Source organism: Streptomyces sp. NPDC085481 (assembly GCF_044541845.1).
Classification (GTDB): domain Bacteria; phylum Actinomycetota; class Actinomycetes; order Streptomycetales; family Streptomycetaceae; genus Streptomyces.
Genome location: NZ_JBITTJ010000008.1, coordinates 246,984 through 267,741 on the forward strand (window position 1 = coordinate 246,984; position 20,758 = coordinate 267,741).

Sequence of the window (20,758 nt, forward strand, 5' to 3'; positions counted from 1 at the left end):
CGGAAGGCCAGGACCTCGCGGCAGTGTGCTCGTCGCGCTGATCGTCGCCGTCCTCGGCTCCCTCCTGGGACCCGTCGCCACCGCGTCCGCCGCCGCCGTTCCGCCGCAGCCCGCCGCGTCGAAGGCGGCCCCCGAGACCGCGCACAGGACCGCGCCCAGGACCGCGCAGGAGGCCGCGCCCAAGACCGCCGCCAAGCCCCCCGGCAACCAGCAGGGACCCGTCGACCAGCACGCCCTGGCGGTCCGTCAGATCGCCGAGGGCGGACTCGACGAGACCTGCTCCGGGCGCATCGAACCCCATGTCGTGCACACCTGCTCCTCGCGCACCCCCGGCGGTACGCAGGCCTTCACGCTCGACCTCTCCCGCGCGACCGACCTGCTCTTCGTCCAGGTCCTCGACACCCAGGACACCGACCCCGTCGTCAAGCTGACCGCGCCTGACGGCAGCGCGCTCACGTGCGACCGGCCGGACACCTGGCGCGGGGCGCTGCGCTGCCCGACCGGCCAGGCCGGCGCGTACACGCTCGAGGTCCTCGACACCTGGGGCGGCGGCAGCGCGATCTCCGTGTCGTACAAGCCGCTCCTGTCGGACACCTCCTGCGTCCAGGTCACCGAGCCGGACACGTCGCTCGGCACGCCCTCCGCCCTGAAGGGCAGCCTCCCCGCCGGCTCGGCCGGCGCCTGCCGCTCCCTGCCGAACGCCGCCGGTGACGTCCTGCGCCTGCACCTGGACAACTGGCGGGTGGACGCCACGGTGTACGACGCCGAGGGCGCCCAGGTCTGCTCCACCCGTACGGGCAACACGACGGACCTGGACTGCGCGCTGAAGGGCACCGCACCGTTCCGCGCCCTGCTGAGCCAGGAGTCCGCGGCGGCGGAGGACTACACCCTCACGGCCGCGCGGCTCTCCGCCCCGGCCGGCTGCCCCACCGTCCAGCCGCAGGCGTACGGAACGGTCCCGGACGGCACGTCCGCGGCCCGCTGCCGCATCCTGCACGTCCCCGCCGCGGGCCCGTACCTCTTCGGCCCCGTCGGCACCGGCGTCGAGGGCCGGCTCCACCGCGCCGACGGCACGCCCGCCTGCCCGCCCGGCGCGGACGAGACCTGCGACCTCACCGCGGGCGACTACACCTGGGCCCGCGACGGCCGCAGCACGGGCAACGACCCGTACACCGTCTGGTTCTACGCGACCACCCAGGTACAGGGCTGCACACCGGTCCGCGACGACGGCTTCGCGAGCGGCCCGGCGACCGGCACCTTCAGCGGCGCCGGCCAGGCCCTCTGCCTGGGCCTGCCCACCGCCTCCGGCCGGGGCCTCTATCTCGTGGACCGGGGCTCCGGTGCGGACCTCCACCCGGGCGTGAAGGTCTTCGACGCGAAGGGCGCCCAGCAGTGCGCCGACCGCGGTGCCGTCTGCAAGCTGACCGGCACCGCCCCGTTCCACGCCGTCCTGGCGGCGAGAACCGACGCCGACACCGGCATCTACCGCCTGGCCGTGCACCGCACCGGTGAGGCGGCGGGCTGCACCCCGTGGACCCAGTCGGGCTACGGCAACACGTGGGGCGCGGAGGTCCGGACCACCCCGGCGCTGCCGACCGCCTGCCTGTCCATCGCGGCAGGCGCCCACTCCACCGCCGAGATGTTCGACTACGCGAACGACAGCAACAAGGTCAACGCGGCCGCGTACGTGCACGACGGGGCCGGCGAGCAGGTCTGCGCCGCGGTCGGCACCTCCACGACGACCTGCCGGTTCACCGCCGGCACCGCCTACACCGTCCTGCTGTCGAGCACCGCGTACGTCCCCGACACCTACAAGCTGGTCCGGCGCGACATCAGCGCGACCGCCCCCTGCGCCGCGCCGAAGTCGCTCAAGGTCGGCGGGCCCTCCACCGCCTACACCTTCAAGGGAAGCCTGGACAGCACCTGTCTGCGGATCGCCGCGGCGGCCGCCGACAAGATGTGGCTGTCCGTGCGCACGCCGGGCGCCGCGTACCGGACCGGCGCGATCCTCGGGGTCGTCGACGACAAGGGCACGATCCTGTGCCGCACCTTCGGCACCGCCGGCACCTGCCGGGTCAGCGGTTCCACCTCGTACCTGGTGTACGTCCTGTCCTCCGGCTACGACGCCACGCCCATCACCGCGTACGTGGACACCTGGCGGATGGCCACGGCGGCCGGCTGGGCCCCCGAGTGCGCGGCGAACAAGGTGGCACCGGGCGGCTTCTCGCTGCGCGGCGGCGTCCTGACCGAGTCGGCGACGGCCTACTGCGCGGTGCTCGACTTGAAGCCCGATCAGGACTTCGACGTGTACGGCACCGAGAGCTCCGCGGGTAAGGGCAAGCCCTGGCTGAACCTGCTCGCGCCCAACGCCTTCGGCGCGACCACCGACTACGCGTACCAGTGCAACAACTACGGCACCTTCCGTTTCAACTGCCTGACCACGCGCAACGCGCCCACCGGCCAGTACGTGCTGGTCCTCGGTCCGGGCGGTGCGGCCGCCCCGCTCGAGTACACGATGCAGGGCGTCTGCAAGCGCGGCTGCGCCACGCAGCCGCAACAGGCCGACGTCGCCCGGCTCAGCAGCACGAGCGGCCCCGCCGGAACGGCGCACCCGGTCGTGCTGTACGGCACCGGCCTGACGCTCGGCACCCAGATCCGGCTCATCGACGGCAACGCGACCAACACGTTCACGACGCCGGTGTCGGTCAGCCCCGACGGGACCTCGCTCACCGTGCTGCTCGGCACGCACGAGCTTCCGCCGGGCACGTACGACCTCGTGGCCGACGGCCCGGGGTACACCTCCGGCACCCGTTCGCCCGGCTATCTGCCGAAGGCGTACACGGTCACGGACCCGGCCACGCCGACGCCGGCGCGTTTCGTCCCGGTCACCCCGACGCGGTTCCTGGACACCCGCGACGGCACGGGCGCGCCCAGGGCGCGGGTCGGTGCGGGGGGCACGGTCAAGCTGAAGGTCGCCGGTGTCCATGGTGTGCCAGAGACCGGTGTGACGGCGGTGGTCATGAACGTCACCGCCGTCGCCCCCACAGCCGGCGGCTTCCTCACGGTCTACCCGGACGGCCGGCCCGTTCCGTCGGCGTCGAGCCTCAACTTCACGGCGAACCGCACGCTCTCCAACCTCGTGACCGTGGCCGTCCACAACGGGACGGTGAACCTGCGCAACAGCGCGGGGACGGTCGACATCGTCGCCGACGTGGCCGGCTACTACACGGACACGACGGGCACCGGCTCCGCACTGACGTCGATCGCCCCGACGCGGTTCCTGGACACCCGCGACGGCACCGGCGCGCCCAGGGCGCGGGTCGGTGCGGGGGGCACGGCCAAGCTGAAGGTCGCCGGTGTCCATGGTGTGCCCGCGACCGGTGTGACGGCGGTGGTCATGAACGTCACCGCCGTCGCCCCCACCGCCGGCGGCTTCGTCACCGTCTACCCCGACGGCCGGCCCGTGCCGACGGCCTCGAACATCAACTACCGGGCGGGGGAGACCCTGCCCAACCTGGTGATCGTGCCGGTCGTGAACGGGACGGTGAACCTGCGCAACAGCGCGGGCACGGTCGATCTGCTCGCCGACGTGACGGGCTACTTCTCCGCGACCGGTGCGGGGTTCACGGCTGCCGAGCCGGTACGCCTGCTCGACACCCGTTCCGGCCTCGGCGCCAGGACGGGCGCGGTCGGCCCCGGCGGCGTGGTGAGCATCCAGGTCTCCGGCGTGGCCGGCGTCCCCGTCGAGGGCGTCACCGCGGTGGTCCTCAACGTGACGGTCACGGCCCCGACGGCCGCGAGCTTCCTCACCGTCCACCCGCACGGCACCCCGAAGCCGGCGGCGTCGAACCTCAACTACACGGCCGGCACGACCCTCTCCAACCTGGTGGTCGTCCCCGTGGTCGACGGCCGCGTCACGCTCGCGAACCACACGGGGAACGTGCACGTCATCGCCGACCTGAGCGGCTGGTACAGCGGCTGAGAACGCCCTGAGGAAAGCCCGAGGAAAGCCCGAGGGAGGGCCGGGTCGCTGCGGCGGTCCGGCCCTTCGCCACGTGCGGGCTCCGGTCCGGTCGGGACGAGGCCACGGCCTCAACGCACCGGCGGCAGCACCGCGGGGGAGTTCGCTCCGAGGACCAGGGTCCGTGGCCGCCCGGTGCCGTCCGCGGGGACGCCCCACACGTCGTTGGTCCCGTCTGCGCGCTGGAGGCCGTACGCGACGGTCCTGTCGTCGAGCCAAGCCGCCTGGTCGTCCACCGTCCGGGTCTCGGCCAACTGCGTTCGGCGGAGGGTGGCGAGGTCGAGAACGGACAACCGCCAGCCCTTGCCCGGGTCGGCGTCGACGGCGTGCTTGAAGGCGATCCGCGTGCCGTCAGGCGACAGCGACGGACACTCCACGTCGTCCGCCAGCGTACGCAGGGTCCGGGCCCGTACATCCCCCTCCACCAGGGATCGGGTGCCCGCGCTCGACACCGTCGCGTAGAAGCGGTTGTCGTCGGCGGCGAACGTGACGCCCCAGACGTTGATGTCCGCGGCGCGGTAGCGACGGCCCTCCCGGAACACCGTGAAATCCTCCAGGGACCCGATGAGCCGGCCGCTGCGTGTGTCGAGGATCCCGGTCCGGGTCGAGAAGCCTCCGCCCGCGTACGAGTCCCCGCCGACGAACAGCGTCCACGCGACCATGCGGCCGTCGGCGGAGACCCTGGTCCGGTTGGGAAGGCCGGTCAGCGGGATGCTGCGTCGCACGCGTCCGTCCGGGCCGAGCACCAGCAGCCGGGGGCCGCTGAGCGCCCCGGCGGGCGTCAGACAGGCGGTGGTGCCGCCCGCGGTGTACGCGCGGTCGCACTTCTGCGTGGTGACGGTGCGCGTGCCCGAGGGGTCGGCGAGGTCCACCGTCGACAGCAGTCCGTTGCTCAGCACCTGAAGGCGCGGACCGGGCGGGCGAGGCGCGTCTGGGGACGCGGCGGCGATCGCCCCGTGACCGCCGTCGGGGGAGGCGGACGCGGCGTTCTGCCGGGCGCGGACCACGGCGGTGGTCGCCAGCCCCGCGAGCAGGACGGCGGCGAGCACGGTGACGAGGATCCTGACGCGCTGGGTCGGGCCGTTCACGAGGCGGCACCGGTCCTTTCGATCGGCTTCGTATCGGGCGACGTGCCGGGCCGGCGGGCGAGCAGGAGCGCCGTGGCCACCCCGGCGACGAGCACACCGGCCGCCGCTCCCCGACTGGCCGCGGCGGGGCCCCATGCCTGCCAGGCGAGTCCGAAGAGCACGGACGAGCCGAGATAGGCGAGGGCCTGGCCGCTCTGGACGAGGGCGATGCCGGTGGTTCGCAGTCCTTCCGGCAGGACGGGCGCCGCGAGTGCCATCAGCACGCCCTCCGTGGAGGCGTAGAAGAGTCCGTTCAGGCCGAGGACGACGACGAGGAGGAGCGGTCCCTCCAGGGGGCTGTGCAGCAGGAGGTAGACGAGGGCGAGTACGCCGTATCCGCCCAGCATCACGGGCAGTCTCCCCAGCCGGTCGGCCAGCGCGCCCAGCGGAGCCGCCAGGAGGAGGTAGGAGAGGCTGGTGCCGACGGCCAGCAGGGGGAACCACCCGATGGACAGCGACTCGCGCCGCTGGAGCAGCAGGTACACGAATCCGTCGCCGATGGTGGCGAGTCCGAGCAGGCAGGCCGCGCTCACGAGACGCTGCACCGGACGGGTCCGCAACAGGCGGCCGACGGCGCGCGGCGAGACGGTGCCCGACGGCGGCCGGGCCTCCCCGCGATCCCGTACGAAGAGGAAGAGGACCAGCACGCCGAGGGCCGCGATGCAGAAGCTGGTGACGAAGACCGCTTCGAAGGACTGGCCCGCGGCAGTGAGCACGGCGAGGGCCACGAGCGGACCGGCGAAGGCGCCGACGCCGTCCATGGCGCGGTGCACCCCGAAGGCCCTGCCGAGGGCGTGGTCCGGTGCGGACAGGGTGATGAGGGCGTCGCGAGGAGCGGTGCGCAGCCCCTTGCCCGCCCGGTCGGCGGCGAGTACGAGCCCGATCGACGCCGCGGAGTTGCCCGCCGCCACCAGACCGAGCTTCGCGAGCGCCGACAGGCTGTACCCGGCGCCGGCGACCGCCTTGCGCCGGCGGACCCGGTCGGCCACGTAACCGCCGACGAGCCTGAGCAGGGCGGTGGCCCCGGTGTTGAGTCCGTCGAGCACGCCGTACGCCGCCGGACTGAGGTGCAGACCGAGGACGAGGTACAGCGGCAGGACGGCGGTGACCATCTCCGCGGAGACATCGGTGATCAGGCTGACGGAGCCGAGCGCGAGGACGTTGCCGCCGACCACTGTCCACCGGCCGCGCCGGCCGGCCCCGGGGGAGGCGGCGGGCAGCGACGGCCTGCCGATCGTGGAGAGATACACGGGGTGCGACCTCCGGTCGGGATGGTGGGGATGGTTGCGAGGAGAGCCGAAGGGAGATGGGGCCGGATGCCGTTCCCGCCGGCGGGGGCGTGGCGCGAGCGGCATCCAGCCCGACGGACGGGGTCAGTGACAGGTGCCGGTGCCGCGGTCGTTGTACGTCTTGCCCGCCTGCGGGACGAACTCCCAGTCGTAGCTGTTGGCGTGCAGGGTCAGCTTCAGTACGCCGAAGGTGTCGTTGTTGCGGGCCTCGCTGTTGGGCTGGAGGGTGCCGAAGCCGTAGAGGCTCGCCCCGCCCATGCCGGCGACGAACTCCCGGACGCCACGGGCGGTGTCGAGCTGACCGCTCGGGTTCTGCGGGGCGAACCGCTCGTACTGGTGGTTGTGGCCGGTCAGGATGAGCTCGGCGTTGTTGTCGTACAGCGCCTGGACCAGCGGCCCGGTCGAGGCGTCAGGGCCGTGGCTTGAGCTCGACGTCCAGCGCGGCTTGTGCCAGTAGGCCACGGTGCACGGCTTGTCGCTGGCCGCGAGGTCGGAGCGCAGCCACTGTTCCTGGGCCGATCCGGCGGCCATGCCGACCTCGGAGTTGAGCGACACGACGTGCCAGTTGCCGAGGTCGTAGGAGTAGTAGCCCTTGCCCGCCGTGCCCGCGTTGGCGCCGAAGTAGCTGTAGTACGCCGAGGCGCCCGAGGTGAGGTAGTCGTGATTGCCCGGTGCCGGCCTGGTGCGGGCCTTGTGCCTGCCCCACGTCGGTTCGTAGTACGTGGAGAAGTCCGACGCCGTGCCGTTCGGGTAGGCATTGTCACCGGTCGTGAACACCGTGCCGGGGATGTTGTCGAGAAGGTTCGCGGTCGCGGTGTCCCCGGAACCCGAGGTGGCGATGTCGCCCGTGCCGACCAGCACCGGATCCCCGGTCGGCGGGGTGGTGGAGGTCGACGGCGTCGGGGACGGGCCGCTGCCCGTCTCGATCACCAACTGCGGCGCGGTGGAGCCGGTCTCGCGCGCGTCGTAGTCGGCCCCGTTGCTGCTGGCGGAGGTGATGCCGATGCTGAAGGTGCCGTTCCCCTTGACGTACGAGGTGACGTCGACCTCGTACCAGGTGTTGCGGGCGACCGAGCCGAGGGAGCCCAGGGTGGCACCGTCGATCGACGGCCTGCTGTTGTACGTGACGGACGTCTCGGTCCAGGTGGTCTGGGACATGGCCCGGAACGTCCCGCCGCTGCTGCTCTCCGCTCCCGCCACGTCGTCGACGTGGATCCGGAGCTTGGCGCCGGTCACGGGCTGCGTGATGCCCGCCACGTCGAACTTCAGCAGCGTCTCCTTGACCGGGCTGTGGTCCACGCCGAGTTGCTGCGAGGCACCGTAGTTCGTGGCGGGGTTCTGGCTGTCGACGTAGGTGTCCGCGGTGGCGGTGAACGTGGTGCCCGCCGCCGTGGCTGTGGGCGCGAGGTCGGTCAGGGCGGTCGAGGCGAGTGTGGCCGAGGCGAGAACGCCGACGACGGCCAGCGTGGTGACCTTCCGACTGGGCATGCGAGACCTTTCGCTTGCGTGACGAGGGCGCCACGGAAGCTAGATGGCCCGTGATGCGCCCCGGTGTGGTGGCGAAGTGGTGCCGATGGCGGTCGAGTGAACCGCAGACGTCGACACCTCGCCAGAGGGGTGCAGCGCCCGTCCTCGCCGACCTGGGCATCGCCTACGATCGGCCGCGTGTGCGCTGACGTGGTGGTTGCAGAGGACGACGAGAAGCAGGCCGAGCTGGTGCGGCGTTATCTCGAGAATGAGGGCCATGCGGTCACGGTCGTGGCCGACGGGCGCGCGGCGCTGGAGCGGGTCCGGCAATGTGAGCCCGACCTGCTGCTGCTCGACGTGATGATGCCGCGCGTCGACGGGCTCGATGTCGTGCGGGTCCTGCGCGGCGAAGCGCGGGAGCTGCCCGTGCTGATGCTCACCGCCCGGTCCACCGAGGACGACCTGCTGCTCGGGCTCGACCTCGGTGCCGACGACTACATGACCAAGCCGTACAGCCCGCGCGAGCTGATGGCGCGCGTGCGCACCTTGCTGCGCCGCACCGGCCGAGCGGGAACGCCCGCCCCCGAAGACGGCCGGGTTCTCCGCGTGGGCGCGCTGCGGGTCGACGCCGACCGGCACGAGGTCACCTTCGACGGCACGCCCGTGGATTGCACCCCCGGCGAGTTCCGCGTCATCGCCGCCCTGGCCGCCGAACCGGACCGCGTCTTCAGCCGGCCCCAGCTCATCGAGGAGCTGCACGGCTTCGGCCGCTACGTCAGCGAACGCACCGTCGACATGCACGTCATGAACCTGCGCAAGAAGATCGAACCCGAGCCGCGTACCCCGGCCATGCTGCTCACCGTCTTCGGCGTCGGCTACAAACTGACCGACCCCGCGAAGGGCACACGGCGTGCGACGTCGTGACCGGGCCGACCGCGGAAACCGTACGGCGCGCTCGCGGTTGCCCCTGCGCAAGAGCCTGCTCGGACGCTTCCTCGGCGTCTTCGCCCTGGTCGCGGCCTGTTCCGTCGCCGCGACGGCGTGGATCGCCGCCCAGACCACCTCGGGAGCACTCCAGCAGGAACAGGGGCAGGCCCTGGCCGACGACGCCCGCATCTACGACGCCCTGCTCGGGTACGCCGCGACCCACCCCCGATGGGACGGCGTGGACGGCACGGTCAAGGAACTGGCCTCCCGGTACGGGCGCCGCATAGCCGTCACCACCCACGCCCGTGAGCCCCTCGCCGACTCGGCCGGCAGCTCGGGCCCGCAACTGCCCAACCGCCCGTCCGCGGTCGTCGACCCGCTGTCCGTGGACAGCGCGCTGTCCGGTGTCGTGAACGCGCGTGAGGACGCGAAGTCGTCGACGGACCGCATCGACGCGCGGGCCGTCGGCCCCTTCCGCCTGCCGCCCTCGGAACGGCGCGACCTGCGCAGCACGGCGGATCGCATCGCGACCTGCCTGCGCCGAGAGGGCCGGGACGTCGCGGTGACGGACGGTCCGTCAGGGCGCCCGCGCATCGACCAGGGCGACCACCCCGCCGACCGCGTGGTGTCGGACGACTGCTCCACCACCGGCCTCGACGCCCCCACGAAGACGGAAGCCAAGGCCCTCGCAGCCCTCACCAAGCTAGCCAACGCCTGCCTGAGCCGCCAGGGTCGTCCGGGCATCACGCTGAACCCGGACCTGACCTGGCAGGGCAGCCGACGGCGGCCCCTGCCCGTACCCGCGCCCGCGGCGGAACCCGTTCCCGTACCGAGGGAGTTCGACAGGGCGGCCGACGAGGCCATCGGCTCCTGCGTGAACACGGCACGACGCGAGCAGCTCAGCTCGTACGTGACCCAACCGGCCCTGCTGTTCATCGGCGACACCGACCGGGGCAACGTCCCCGGTTTCGACCTGTCCGCGACGAACACCGCCCGCATAGCAGGCGCGGCCGCGCTCGTCCTCGCCCTCACCATCGGCGTCTCGATCCTCACCGGACGCCGTCTCGTACGCCCGCTGCGCGCGCTGACCGGCGCGGCGCAGCGCATGAAGGAAGGAGCCGAAGCCACCCCCGTCGCGGTGCACGCCGACAACGAGATCGGCCAACTGTCCGCCGCCTTCTACGAGCTGGCCGAGCATCGGGCCCGTCTGGAGGCGCAGCGCAAGGCGATGGTCAGTGACGTGGCCCATGAACTCCGTACGCCACTGAGCAACATCCGCGGCTGGCTGGAGGCCGCTCAGGACGGTCTGGCCGACACCGGTCCGGCCCTGATCGCCTCGCTCCTTGAGGAGGCCGTACAACTCCAGCACATCATCGACGACCTGCAGGATCTCGCGCAGGCGGACGCCGGCGCGCTGCGCCTGCACCCGGAGCCGGTCAACGTGGCCGACCTCCTCGGCCAGGTCGCCGCCGCCCACCAGGCAGAGGCCGAGCGGGCCGGGGTCACCCTCAGAGTCACGGCACCCGACAGCCCGCCGGCGCTGACGGCGGACCCCGTACGGCTGCGGCAGGCCGTAGGAAACCTGGTCTCGAACGCGGTACGCCACACCCCACGCGGCGGACGCGTCGAACTGCGCGCCTTCGGTGAGCGCGTCGACGGCTGCGGCGACGGGCCCCTGTCCGACGTCGTCGTGGAGGTCGCGGACACCGGCAGCGGGATCGCCGCCGACGATCTGCCGTACGTCTTCGACCGGTTCTGGCGGGCGGAGCGGTCCCGCAACCGGCGCACCGGCGGCAGCGGACTCGGCCTGTCGATCGTGCGCAAACTCGCCGAGGCCCACGGCGGCTCGGCCACCGCCGCCTCGACCGAAGGCGTCGGCTCGACCTTCACACTGCGCCTTCCGGCAGACGCGCGGGAGGGTGCGGTCCGGGCCGCGAAGCTCTGACGGCAAGGCCACAGGCTGCTGACAGCTTTCTGACAAGTTTCCGTGAGCATGGCGACCACCGGCGCCCCCAGAGCGAGCCAAGACGCGGGTGCCGGCCGATTCGTATCGAACAGGGAGCAACAGCCATGCCGTCCCACCGCAGCCCGTCCCGACGCAGTCGCAGCCTGCGCGCCGCAGCCTTCACCACCGCCGTGATCGGCGGGGTGCTCCTGCCCTCGACCTCGGCGTTCGCGTCCGGCAACCCGTCCGCACCGCCGTCCGAGCTGCCCGTCCGCCCCTCGGCGAGCGCCGCCGACTCCACCCCCGCACCGAGCACCGGCCAGCCGCGCCCGGTCCCGGCCCCGAGCTCGTCGGAGAGGGAGCGCGTCGAGGCGGACCGCGACTCGCGCCCCGTCCCGGACCAGACCCCGCGCGAGGGCGCGGCGCCGCGTGGCGGAGTCGCCGCCGGTGAGCGAGAGGACGGCGGACCGCGCCCTGTCGCGGACCGGACCCCCGGCGAGGTGGCCGCACCGCGTGGCGGCGTCGCCGCCGGCGAGCGCCCCGAGGCCGCGGGTACGGACAACACCACCGCCGTCGCCGGCTCGGTGGCCGGCGCGGCGCTCCTCGCGGGCGCGGGCACCGTCCTGCTGCGCCGCCGGGGCGCCGCCCAGCGCGACAACTGACCGACATGTCGTGGTGCCGTCGGCAGCGGCGGCACCACGACTCCGTGCCCGGGAGCCACCCATGACCCGCACGACCGGCCGGCGCGCCCGCACCTGGCGCACGTACGCCCGGCCCTTGCTGCTCTGCATCGTCCTGACCACGACCGTCGGCGGCTGCGCGACCGACGGCGCCGGGAGCGACGCGAGCGGCACCGCGAACGACAGCGGATCGCCCCCGGCGGCGACAGCCCCCCGCACTCCCACCGGCGATCCGGCCGACCCGACCCGGGCCGACGACACGAAGACGATCCCGACTCGTGTGTCCATCCCGTCCCTCGGCATCGACGGCGAGCTGATGAGGCTCGGCCTCAACCAGGACGGCACGGTCGAAGTGCCGCCGTCGGACAAGGGAATGACCGCCGGCTGGTACACGGGGAACCCCCGGCCGGGACAGCCGGGCGCCGCGGTGATCATCGGTCACAACTCCACCCGCTTCGGCAAGGCCGTGTTCCACGACCTCAAGCGGATACGCGCGGGCGCGACCGTCGAGGTACGGGACAGCCGCGGTGGCACCGCCCGTTTCACCGTCAGCGGGACCGAAACCGTCGCCAAGGAGACGTTTCCCACGAAGAAGGTCTACGGCGCCACCAAGGGGCGCACGCTGCGACTGATCACCTGCGACGGAGCCTTCGACTCGGCGGGCCACCCGGTCGACAACCTCATCGTCTACGCCGTCGCACGCTGACGTCCGTACGCGGCAGGCGCGGCTTCGCTGTCCCTGTGGCCGCCTTCGGCAGGAACCGAGGGCCACGACGGGGCGCCGCCCGGCTGTGGGGCGTACGTCGTGCCGAGTCCGGATCTTCGGGCAAGAGCCCGGCGCACGCCGCCTACTGAGCGGCGAGTTCGGCGTTGGCCATGGCGGTGACGTGGGCGAGCGCGCGTGCGGCGATCTCGCGCTCGGCCTCGGGAAGGCCGCCGTACAGCCGCTCGGTCAGTCCGGCCACGGCGTCCGTGAACCCTCGCTGGACGCGGTCGCCCTTGTCGGTGAGGGACGGCCGGGAGCCCTCGATCAGCCCGGCACCGGCGATTTCGTCGAGCAGGGCCTGCGCCTCCGGCTCGCCGATCTTGAGCGTCGCGGTCATGCGGTCGACGGCGCCGTCACGGTCGTGCCCGTCGGCGACGGCCTTGAGCGCCACCGACTGGCGGAAGGTCAGGCCGGAGGCGGTGAGCAGCCGGTCTCGAACCGCGGCGATCGCGTGGTAGGCGATACCGATCGACTGGCCGTTGAGGAGCGGGGTGGAGGAGGTGATGGCGGTCATGGCGTAATCCCCTTGTGGGCGAGGCATCTGGGAGGTTCGGTCCATCAACCGGAGGGTTCTCCGTTTGACTTGCCGTAACCATAAGCGGAGAGCTCTCCGATTCTCAAGGGGTAACCGGAGAAGTCTCCGCTACGTCCGCTAGGCTGCCCGCCATGACCGCCCCCACCGAGCGCGCCGACGCCGCCCGCAACCGCCTCCGCATCCTCGACGCCGCCCGGCGCCTGCTGGCCGCGGACGGCTTCGCCGAGCTGTCCCTGGACGCGGTGGCCAAGGAGGCCGGGGTCGGCGTCGGTACGGTCTACCGGCGCTTCCACAACCGGGCGGGGCTCGTCTACGCCCTGATCGAGGACAACGAGACCCGCTTCCAGGAGGCGTTCACGCTGTTGTGCGAGGACGAGGCCCCGTCAGCGCAAGACCGGCTGCGCGCGTTCCTGCACGGCCTGGCCGACCTCGTCGACGGCAACCGGGAACTGCTGCTCCTGGCAGAAGCGAGCGCCCCGGCAGGCCGCTACCACAGCGCCCCGTTCCGCCGGCACCACGAGCAGATCGCCGGCATGGTCGCGGAACTGGCCCCCGACATGGACGCGGACTACGTGGCGGACCTGCTCCTGATGGCGTTCACGCCAGGCCTCTTCGACTTCCAGCGCACCGAACGCGGCTGGGACGTGCACCGCATCAAGTGCGGCCTCGACACGCTGATCGCCCGCTTCGGAGCCGCCGAAAATGCGGCCGCGCGACGTCGAAGTCGCGCGGCCGATTCCGATGCCGCTACCTGAGGAGCCGGGGCTTCGGGAGGGCCGACGCCCCGAACGCCTGGATCCGCACCTAACCGAGTGCCGGAGGGTGCTCGGATGGACGGCGTCCCCAGGCCGAGATCAGCGGCGCGAGCGTCAGGTCGAGCTTCCCCGTGTCGACGGCGGCCAGGTGCGCGTCGATCTCGGCGTCGTCGGCCAGGCCGGCCGCGAGCAGCTCGCCGCGCACGTGCCGGATGGTCGCCGCCTCCAGCCGGTCGCAGGCCGGTCCGCCGACCGGGAAGAAGCCCGACGCGGCGACATCCACCAAGCCCGCCTCACGCAAGGCCCGCGGCAGTGTCCGGCCGTAGCGCAGGTCCGCGCCGCGGCGCGTCAGCAGCTCCCGGACCGCGTCACGCAGCCGGTTGGCCCGCCGCTGCGCAGGGCCGCTGTCGTCCAGGCACGCCAGTGGCTGCAGAGCGGTATCGGCGTCCTCGATCAGCAGCCAGCCGCCGGGCCGTAGCGCTGCCGCCATGGTGGCCAACGCGCGAGCCCGGTCCGGTACATGGACCAGCACGAGCCGGGCGTGCACCAGATCGAACGTTCCCGGCTCCGGGGGCGGATCGGCGGCGACGTCGTGCTGGCGCACCTCGTACCCGTCGCCTCCCTTCAGCCACGACGGGGCGATGTCCGTGGCCAGCACGTGCCCCGTCGGACCGACGGCCGCCGCGAGCGCCTCCGGGATACTGGGGCCACCGGCCCCCACTTCCCAGCAGCGCGAGCCGGCCCCGACCCCCAGCCGATCGAAGTGCCCGCGCGTCACACCGTCGAACAGCTCGGCCAGCCAAACGAACCGCTCGCCCGCCTCGGCGCGCGCGTTGTCCAGCAGGTACCCACGGGCGGGAGCGGGCTCTCCTCCGAGGGCGGAAGTCCCGCCTGGAGGATCCGGTCGGTCACCGACGTGCGGCGGGCGGGGCGAGGAGGTCATGACTACATGGTCAACCTTCCCAGGCCTCCAGCGCCACGACGACGGGAGAGGGATGTCTCACACAGCCGGCCAACCCCGCACGCCATACAGCACGGTTCTGCACCCTGACGCGCTGGAAGAGGGGCTTCTCACCCGACGGACCGTCATGAAGCGGACATCATCCGGCGACGTCGGCCCTGCCTGACGAGCGGGTCGAGGTCAGGCGCGGCAGCGCAGCATCTCGAGCGGCGGGTGCGCTAGGAGGTCCGCCCAGAAGTCCTTGCCGAACTCGCGGATGCCGGCTTCGGACACGTGCAGCGGAACCCACTCCACCGCACTGAACCCGGCCGCCCGCAGGCACTGCTCGTAGACCTCGCGGCGCGGGGCCGTGCTGACGATGGTGATCGGCTGCGGCTCGAGGAGGGCGGTGACCCGCACCCGCGGACCCGTCTCGATCTCCTCGCCGGCCGGCTCGCAGATGTACCCGTACGTGTCCAGAGACGGACAGTCGAACGCGTAGTCCGGCTTCTGGGCGAGCATGAAGAACTCTCCGCCCGGCACCAGGCTTCGGTGGATGTTGCGGCACATCCGCTCCATCTCCGCGATGTCCTCGGCGTAGTTGAGACACTGCACGCCCAGTGCGATATCGAAAGGCCGGTCCACCGGGCGCAGTTCGGATACGTCGCCGACCTCGTAGCGCACACCGAGCGGCTCGCCCTGCTCCATCTCCTGGGCGGCGGCGATCATCTCGACGGAGATGTCGACACCGAAGACATCGGTGGCACCGCGCCGCTTGAACTCCCTGCTGTAGAAGCCGGTGCCGCACGCCAGATCGAGAACGGACTTGCCGCTCACGTCCCCGACCATGCTCAGAAAGCTCGGCACTTCCCCGAACCGCATCAACGGCAGGGACTTGAACCCCTCGAAGGCCTCGCCGATCTCGTCGTACTGCTGCACGCTCACGTGCCGCCCCCTTCTGTGCTTCGTCCTGTACGTGGCCACGCCGGCCCCCCGAATCCGGAGGTCGGCCGGCCGTGGTCGTGGCAGAGAGTCTGCTCCGCGCCGTCTGACCGCCCGTACTGGCAAAAGGCACAAAGAAGTTGACCGGGTGATCCTCGTATCACCCAACAGCACCTCGCAAATCATCCCCGACCTAGATCTTTCACTTTCGGTCACCCGGGGCCGCCGGTCCTACTCCACCTGCCCCGCCAGGGGCGCCGACGTGTGCCGGCGGTCAACGGATCCTGGTGACTGACTCCTTATTCGATCAAGCAGTCGTCTCGGTGAGCTTCTCGACCGCGGCTCTCGTCTTGTGCGGCATGGAGTTCGGGTCGTAGTTCAGGGCGATGGCCGCCTGGCGCTGTCCCTTGGCGGTTGCCTACGATTCGACGAGGTATCCGGGAAAGTTCCCGCTGTGACCCCACCGGATTCCACAGGGCAGTTGCCGGGGCACGATTCCGGCAAGCACCGGGCCGCGGGGGAGGCGAACTTCATCGCCTCCCCCGCGGCCAGGCGCGAACGTCAGACGCAGCGTCCGTCCATCCAGTCGGTGAGGCCCGGCGTCCACGACGTGGCCAGACGGGTCACATCGGCATCCAGCGCCCGCTGCCAGGAAGCGTAGTTGCCGGAGGCCGGCGGGGGCGGCTCCTGCCAGTCGACGACGTCGTACCAGTCGGGGAAACCGGTGAGGGCCGCGGAGAGGCCTGCGGCGCTGACCCGGCTCCGCAACACCGGGTCCAGCTCCGTGTCCTGCGTGTAGATCATGATCTCCTGGGACGCGATGCGCTCCGCGATCGGTGCGAGCACCTCGTTCCAGGCCGTGTCCCGGATCGACGAGTCGCTGCTGAGGAGAGATTCCTTCGTTTCCTTCTTCACCTCCACCAACACGACCATGCCGAGGGCCTTGGCGCTGTCGAGCCACTCGCGGAACGTGTACACGGTCTCACCCGTGTAAGGGCCGCGCGTGATGGTGCGTCCATTGAGCGGGTTCGGCCCGCTCGCCCACGTCAGCTCCGAGACGGGATCGGACGATCCGGTCAGCCCGTAGGTGGTTCTGTTGTGCCACATCACGGCCTTGGTGCCGTTCTTGGTCAGCCGCAGATCGGCCTCCACCCCGCCCGCGCCCCAGCTCTTCTCCTGAGCGAGGCCCCTGGGGTGGTTCGCTGCACGGATCTGGTCCTCTTGCCAGCCTTCCGCCTCTGTGGGCCACCCGCCGTGCCCGAACACCGCGGGACAGTAGGGGAGCAGGGTGGGGCTGGCGTACCCCTCCATCATGTGGACCTGGCTGAAGGTCCAGTTGCCGGGCTCGGACTCCCCGCTGTGCAGGGGACTGTTGAGGTCACCGTCGGACTTGGCGGTGAAGGTGATCGTCTTCACCCGTCCGTCGGCGTAGCCGTAGAGAGTGGCCAGATCGTCGCGGCCGTCCCCGTTGAAGTCACCGGTGACGATCTTCATACGCGAACGGTCGTACGAGCCCGCCGGGAGGGCCAGCATGTCCCGCCGGCCGCCGAACTTTCCGTCCGTGCCGAGACGGAAGCCGATCACCGCGTCGTGTCCGTCTGCGTAGTCGTACCAGGCAGCCAGTTCGTCACGGCCGTCACCGTCGAAGTCACCCGCGTGCAGACTCGCCTGCCGGAACGTCCAGCCCGTGGACTCCCAGCCGTGCACGGGCTCGGCGAACCCGCCATCGGTCCGCCCGGCCCAGTACATCAGCTTCACACTGCCGTCCCGGTACCCGTACAGCGCCGCGAGGTCGTCACGACCATCCCCGTTGAAGTCACCGGTGGCGAACTTCATGCGGTTGACGTACCAGCCATCCCCAGGGGCCCGCTGGAAGGAGGAGAAGTGCGCGCCGAAGCCGCCGTCCGGGCGGGCGAGCATCGTGAAGAGTTTGTCGCTGCCGTCTCCGTAGGCGTACCAGACGGCGACGTCGTCACGGCCGTCCCCGTTGAAGTCGCCGGCCTGGGCGGTCATCGCGTCGAAGTTCCAGTTGCCCGGCGCCGCAGTCCAGGAATGGAGAGGACTCTCGAATCTGCCGTCTCCACGGCCGAGCCAGGTCAGCAGGGTGACCCGGCCGTCCTCGTAACCGTAGAAGGCCGCGAGGTCGCCCACACCGTCCCCGTTGAAGTCGCCGGTGAGGCGCTTCATGTTCTCGACCCAGTAGGTGCCTGCGGGGGTCTCCCAGCCCACCCCGGGCGCGGCGAAAGCGCCGTTTGAGCCCGCGAGGAAGGTGCGTACGGCGTCGTGCCCGTCTGCGTAGTCGTACCAGGCGGCCAGATCGCTGCGGCCGTCACCGTTGTAGTCGTGACGGGCACCGGTGCCGGCCAACCGGACACCGGTGCCCGGTTTGGCCGCCTCAATGGTCGGCGCATCCGCAGTGCCCTCGAATGCCGTGGCCGTCCCTGCCGGTTGCCCAGGCGCGGCGGTCGCGCTACCGGCGCCCGTGGACAGGCCGAGCAGAGCGAAGCACAGCACGGCCGAGCCCACTGCTATGGAAGGTCTCCTCATCCAGCTCTTCACATCCCTTGCCGTCGAACGAGAAAAATGCACCCCTCGGCGGGGGTGCATGGGGAGCGAGCCTGGCCCCGCCGGATCGTTCATCTCGCCACAGCCGTGGCAAAGACGACGACCGACGCCTGCGGGGCCGTCGATCATTAGATCATTCAAGATCCAAAGCTGTCTCAACTGGCTCGGTAGCCTGTGGAGCGTGACAGGGATCGTTGAACGGCTGGTGCCGGATGAGTTGTGGGAGCTGTTCCAGCGGGTGGCGCCGAAGGAGCCGACGCCGGCCCCAAGGTGGTGGCCGGCGTCGGCATGGTGACCGTGAGGTGCTGGCCGCGATCGTGGTCGTTGCGACCTCCGGGTGCACGTGGCAGCAGCTGCCCGCCGCATCGTTCGGACCGTCCGGAGCCACGGCCCATCGTCGGTTCACTGAGTGGTCGAAGGCCAGGGTCTGGGCCAGGCTGCACCGCCTGGTGCTCGACGAGCTCGGCTCCCGCGGTGAGCTGGACTGGTCGAGATGTGCGATCGACTCGGTGAACATGCGGACTCTGAAAGGGGGGACCTGACAGGTCCGAATCCTGTCGACCGGGGCACGTACGGGTCGAAGATCCATCTGATCACCGAGCGGACCGGTCTGCCTCACCGAGGCTACGCACGCAAAGCCGAGCACATCCTCGCCTTCACCAGCATCGCCTGCACCCTCACCTGCTACCGCAGACTCACCAAATGAGATGACGTCTTAGAAGCCGGCAGCGTTGCCAGATCCCGAACCGCCCGACCACCCGTTGTTGGCGATCACCCCGGCATGAGCCGAACCTGACCGACGAGGCTTCGGTGGAGGCTTGGGCCGCCGGGTGCGCGATGTGTGCTGCTGAACGGGGACCCCGACATCCGAGAGGAATGCATCCAGGGCCTCCTTAAGCTGCCGTCCGTCCGTATGCCTCGAGTGCCCGCAAGCCAGCTCGGCGAAATCATCTCCCCTGAACAATGCGACCATCAGCGTTCGGGTGGCCGGCAGAGGGTCGCCCTCGTACGGCTCGACGATGCTCTCGACAAGATCTATGCGTGCCAGGTCGGCGATCGGCACCCAGGGATCCGGCCGACCCGCCCGGATCAAGCGAAACCGGGGGTCCTGAGCCAGGGCGAACCGAACTCGACGGACACGACGCAGTGCGCGTGCCGCGACAAAGGGGGAGGCGATGAGAAAGCTGGTCACAGCGACCAAGCCGGGCACGATCAACGCCTCGGGAATTCGACGCCGAAGGCGGCCATGAGAATCGTGATCGCGATTCCCGCGCAGCAGCACAGCAGGATCAGCATCCGCACCAGAGAGGCGAGCGCGATCAGCACTGCATGGCCGCGCGAACCGCCGGTCTCGCGGAAGACGAGGTCGGTCGTGTCACCATCAGGTCCGGGCCGCACCAACTCCCAGGAAGCCATGCGGCCCAGCCTAGACCCGGCCGCCGACAAGCAGACGGCGACGGACAGGGCCGAAGAGCGGACCGGGACATCCGCCGCCCGGCCCGGCCGCACCCACGACAGCACCGGCTTCCGCGACGACCGCATCCTGGCCCACCTGCGCGCCGCTGGCTTAGACGTCATCTCATTTGGTGCTGGAGGGAGCCCTTGACACGAGGAGGGCGAGCTGGCGCAGGCGCTCGTAGTACTGGGTTCCTGCGGGTTCGGTGATCTGAGGGACGACTCGGTCCAGGTCCTCGATGCAGCTTTGCAGGATGCGGGTGCGCTTCGGGTCGAGAGCGCCGCCGTTGTTCAGCCACGTAAGAACGCAGCCGGCGGTGTCCGCGTCAAGCAACACCATGTCTGCCCCCCCCGAACTCAGCACCTCGCAGGCTGGCGGGGAAAGGTGCATGGCGGTGTTCGTGCCAGAGACCGGCTGCATCCCGCATCTGCTCAGATGATTCGCTCACCTACACCATGTTGCCGCAACCTTCATGCGGGCCGGGGGTCACATCTTCAGGCGGCCGTAACAGATGAGGGTGCAGGCGATAGCGGTGAAGGCCAGGAAGTGCTCGGCCTTGCGCTCGTAGCGGCGGTGCAGGCGGCGGCGCCGCCCAGCCAGGACATCGTCCGCTCGATCGTCCAGCGATGTCGGCCCAACCTGTGGAGGGTTCGACACCTCTGCGGGCGATGCGGTGCCGGATACCGCGCGAGCGGAGCCAACGGCGCAGGTGGTCGTAGTCGTACCCCTTGTCCGCGTGGAGCTTGGCGGGCCGCCGGCGTCGCGGGCCGCGACGCGAGCGGATCGGCGGAATGCCGCGCACCAGCGGCTCAAGCGCCTGGCTGTCGTGGAGGTTCGCGCCGGAGATCCCGACGGAGATGGGCAGACCGGTCCGCTCGGTGATCAAGTGGATCTTCGAGCCATTCTTGCCCCGGTCGACAGGATTCGGGCCCGTCAGTTCCCCCCTTTCAGGGCCCGCATGTTCACCGAGTCGATCGCGCAGCGCGACCAGTCCAAGCCGCCGCGCGAGCCCAGTCGTCGAGGATGACGCGGTGTAACTTGGCCCAGACCCGGGCGGTACTCCACTCGGTGAAGCGGCGGTGTGCGGTTGGTCCCGACGGCCCGAAGACCGGCGGCAGGTGCCGCCAGGTGCAGCCCGTCGTGGCCACGAAGATGATCGCGGCCAGCACTTCTCGGTCCCCGTACCGGCGTCGGCCGCCGCCCTGCGGTCGCGCCGGAGCGGGCGGGACCACTCGCTGGAACAGCTCCCACAGCTCGTCCGGCACCAAGCGTTCGACAGCGCAGACTACTCAACCCGCCAAATGAGACGACGTCTTAGGGGCGTTGGCCGATCTCGGTTTCCG

The 20,758-nt window shown here is 71.1% G+C and carries 15 protein-coding genes and 2 pseudogenes; 7 read left to right on the top strand and 10 right to left on the bottom strand.

Annotated elements, in window-relative coordinates:
- Positions 1–25 precede the first annotated feature (25 nt).
- A complete protein-coding gene (locus ACIGEZ_RS19430) occupies positions 26–3,982 on the top strand; it encodes a hypothetical protein (protein ID WP_399832598.1) in 3,957 nt (1,318 codons plus the stop codon).
- Between the two features lie 110 nt (positions 3,983–4,092).
- Here the strand turns inward: ACIGEZ_RS19430 and ACIGEZ_RS19435 are convergent, their stop codons facing one another.
- The 3 genes from ACIGEZ_RS19435 to ACIGEZ_RS19445 all read right to left on the bottom strand — a co-directional run bounded on the left by ACIGEZ_RS19435 (position 4,093) and on the right by ACIGEZ_RS19445 (position 7,925).
- Positions 4,093–5,109, bottom strand: a complete 1,017-nt coding sequence (locus ACIGEZ_RS19435) for a TolB family protein (protein WP_399832600.1) — start codon at positions 5,107–5,109, stop codon at positions 4,093–4,095.
- Positions 5,106–6,398, bottom strand: a complete 1,293-nt coding sequence (locus ACIGEZ_RS19440) for an MFS transporter (protein ID WP_399832602.1) — start codon at positions 6,396–6,398, stop codon at positions 5,106–5,108. Before ACIGEZ_RS19440 ends, ACIGEZ_RS19435 begins: the two co-directional genes overlap by 4 nt.
- A gap of 123 nt (positions 6,399–6,521) precedes the next feature.
- Entirely contained in the window at positions 6,522–7,925 is a 1,404-nt protein-coding gene (locus ACIGEZ_RS19445) for a DNRLRE domain-containing protein (RefSeq protein ID WP_399832604.1), read from the bottom strand.
- 177 nt (positions 7,926–8,102) lie between these two features.
- Between ACIGEZ_RS19445 and ACIGEZ_RS19450 the strand changes: the two genes are divergently transcribed.
- The 4 genes from ACIGEZ_RS19450 to ACIGEZ_RS19465 all read left to right on the top strand — a co-directional run bounded on the left by ACIGEZ_RS19450 (position 8,103) and on the right by ACIGEZ_RS19465 (position 12,162).
- Entirely contained in the window at positions 8,103–8,828 is a 726-nt protein-coding gene (locus ACIGEZ_RS19450; protein ID WP_399832606.1) for a response regulator transcription factor, read from the top strand.
- Entirely contained in the window at positions 8,815–10,776 is a 1,962-nt protein-coding gene (locus ACIGEZ_RS19455) for a sensor histidine kinase (RefSeq protein ID WP_399832608.1), read from the top strand. The genes ACIGEZ_RS19450 and ACIGEZ_RS19455 overlap by 14 nt, the downstream gene beginning before the upstream one ends.
- A gap of 125 nt (positions 10,777–10,901) precedes the next feature.
- Complete coding sequence (locus tag ACIGEZ_RS19460) at positions 10,902–11,438, top strand: hypothetical protein (RefSeq protein WP_399832610.1); 537 nt, start codon at positions 10,902–10,904, stop codon at positions 11,436–11,438.
- A 61-nt stretch (positions 11,439–11,499) separates the two neighbouring features.
- A complete protein-coding gene (locus ACIGEZ_RS19465; RefSeq protein WP_399832612.1) occupies positions 11,500–12,162 on the top strand; it encodes a class F sortase in 663 nt (220 codons plus the stop codon).
- A gap of 142 nt (positions 12,163–12,304) precedes the next feature.
- Here the strand turns inward: ACIGEZ_RS19465 and ACIGEZ_RS19470 are convergent, their stop codons facing one another.
- Positions 12,305–12,736: a hypothetical protein gene (locus ACIGEZ_RS19470; protein ID WP_399832614.1), complete on the bottom strand. Its 432-nt coding sequence runs from the start codon at positions 12,734–12,736 to the stop codon at positions 12,305–12,307.
- Positions 12,737–12,888: 152 nt separating this feature from the next.
- On the opposite strand from ACIGEZ_RS19470, the gene ACIGEZ_RS19475 reads away from it, so the two are divergent.
- Positions 12,889–13,512 (top strand): TetR/AcrR family transcriptional regulator, encoded by a 624-nt coding sequence (locus ACIGEZ_RS19475; RefSeq protein WP_399832616.1) that lies wholly within the window; start codon positions 12,889–12,891, stop codon positions 13,510–13,512.
- 49 nt (positions 13,513–13,561) lie between these two features.
- On the opposite strand, the gene ACIGEZ_RS19480 is transcribed toward ACIGEZ_RS19475, so the two are convergent.
- The 3 genes from ACIGEZ_RS19480 to ACIGEZ_RS19490 form a co-directional block, all read right to left on the bottom strand.
- On the bottom strand, positions 13,562–14,455 hold the full coding sequence (locus tag ACIGEZ_RS19480; protein ID WP_399832618.1) for a methyltransferase domain-containing protein: 894 nt from the start codon (positions 14,453–14,455) through the stop codon (positions 13,562–13,564).
- A gap of 198 nt (positions 14,456–14,653) precedes the next feature.
- Entirely contained in the window at positions 14,654–15,397 is a 744-nt protein-coding gene (locus ACIGEZ_RS19485) for a class I SAM-dependent methyltransferase (protein WP_399832620.1), read from the bottom strand.
- 558 nt (positions 15,398–15,955) lie between these two features.
- A complete protein-coding gene (locus ACIGEZ_RS19490; protein WP_399832622.1) occupies positions 15,956–18,088 on the bottom strand; it encodes an FG-GAP-like repeat-containing protein in 2,133 nt (710 codons plus the stop codon).
- Positions 18,089–18,140: 52 nt separating this feature from the next.
- Here ACIGEZ_RS19490 and ACIGEZ_RS19495 point away from each other — a divergent pair.
- Positions 18,141–18,575: pseudogene (locus ACIGEZ_RS19495) on the top strand (transposase); the annotation flags it as partial.
- Positions 18,576–19,171: 596 nt separating this feature from the next.
- Here ACIGEZ_RS19495 and ACIGEZ_RS19500 read toward each other — a convergent pair.
- The 3 genes and pseudogenes from ACIGEZ_RS19500 to ACIGEZ_RS19510 form a co-directional block, all read right to left on the bottom strand.
- Entirely contained in the window at positions 19,172–19,375 is a 204-nt protein-coding gene (locus ACIGEZ_RS19500) for a hypothetical protein (protein ID WP_399832623.1), read from the bottom strand.
- Positions 19,376–19,538: 163 nt separating this feature from the next.
- Positions 19,539–19,754 (bottom strand): hypothetical protein, encoded by a 216-nt coding sequence (locus tag ACIGEZ_RS19505; protein WP_399832625.1) that lies wholly within the window; start codon positions 19,752–19,754, stop codon positions 19,539–19,541.
- Between the two features lie 147 nt (positions 19,755–19,901).
- Positions 19,902–20,683, bottom strand: a pseudogene (locus ACIGEZ_RS19510) (IS5 family transposase).
- Between the last annotated feature and the right edge of the window lie 75 nt (positions 20,684–20,758).

What these genes read in the sequence shown, in the direction of transcription:
- ACIGEZ_RS19445 (WP_399832604.1), bottom strand. Translation starts at nt 7,925, where the DNA reads ATGCCCAGTCGGAAGGTCACCACGCTGGCCGTCGTCGGCGTTCTCGCC.
- ACIGEZ_RS19460 (WP_399832610.1), top strand. Translation starts at nt 10,902, where the DNA reads ATGCCGTCCCACCGCAGCCCGTCCCGACGCAGTCGCAGCCTGCGCGCC.
- ACIGEZ_RS19465 (WP_399832612.1), top strand. Translation starts at nt 11,500, where the DNA reads ATGACCCGCACGACCGGCCGGCGCGCCCGCACCTGGCGCACGTACGCC.
- ACIGEZ_RS19470 (WP_399832614.1), bottom strand. Translation starts at nt 12,736, where the DNA reads ATGACCGCCATCACCTCCTCCACCCCGCTCCTCAACGGCCAGTCGATC.
- ACIGEZ_RS19475 (WP_399832616.1), top strand. Translation starts at nt 12,889, where the DNA reads ATGACCGCCCCCACCGAGCGCGCCGACGCCGCCCGCAACCGCCTCCGC.
- ACIGEZ_RS19480 (WP_399832618.1), bottom strand. Translation starts at nt 14,455, where the DNA reads ATGACCTCCTCGCCCCGCCCGCCGCACGTCGGTGACCGACCGGATCCT.
- ACIGEZ_RS19490 (WP_399832622.1), bottom strand. Translation starts at nt 18,088, where the DNA reads ATGATCGACGGCCCCGCAGGCGTCGGTCGTCGTCTTTGCCACGGCTGT.
- ACIGEZ_RS19500 (WP_399832623.1), bottom strand. Translation starts at nt 19,375, where the DNA reads ATGGCTTCCTGGGAGTTGGTGCGGCCCGGACCTGATGGTGACACGACC.
- ACIGEZ_RS19505 (WP_399832625.1), bottom strand. Translation starts at nt 19,754, where the DNA reads ATGGTGTTGCTTGACGCGGACACCGCCGGCTGCGTTCTTACGTGGCTG.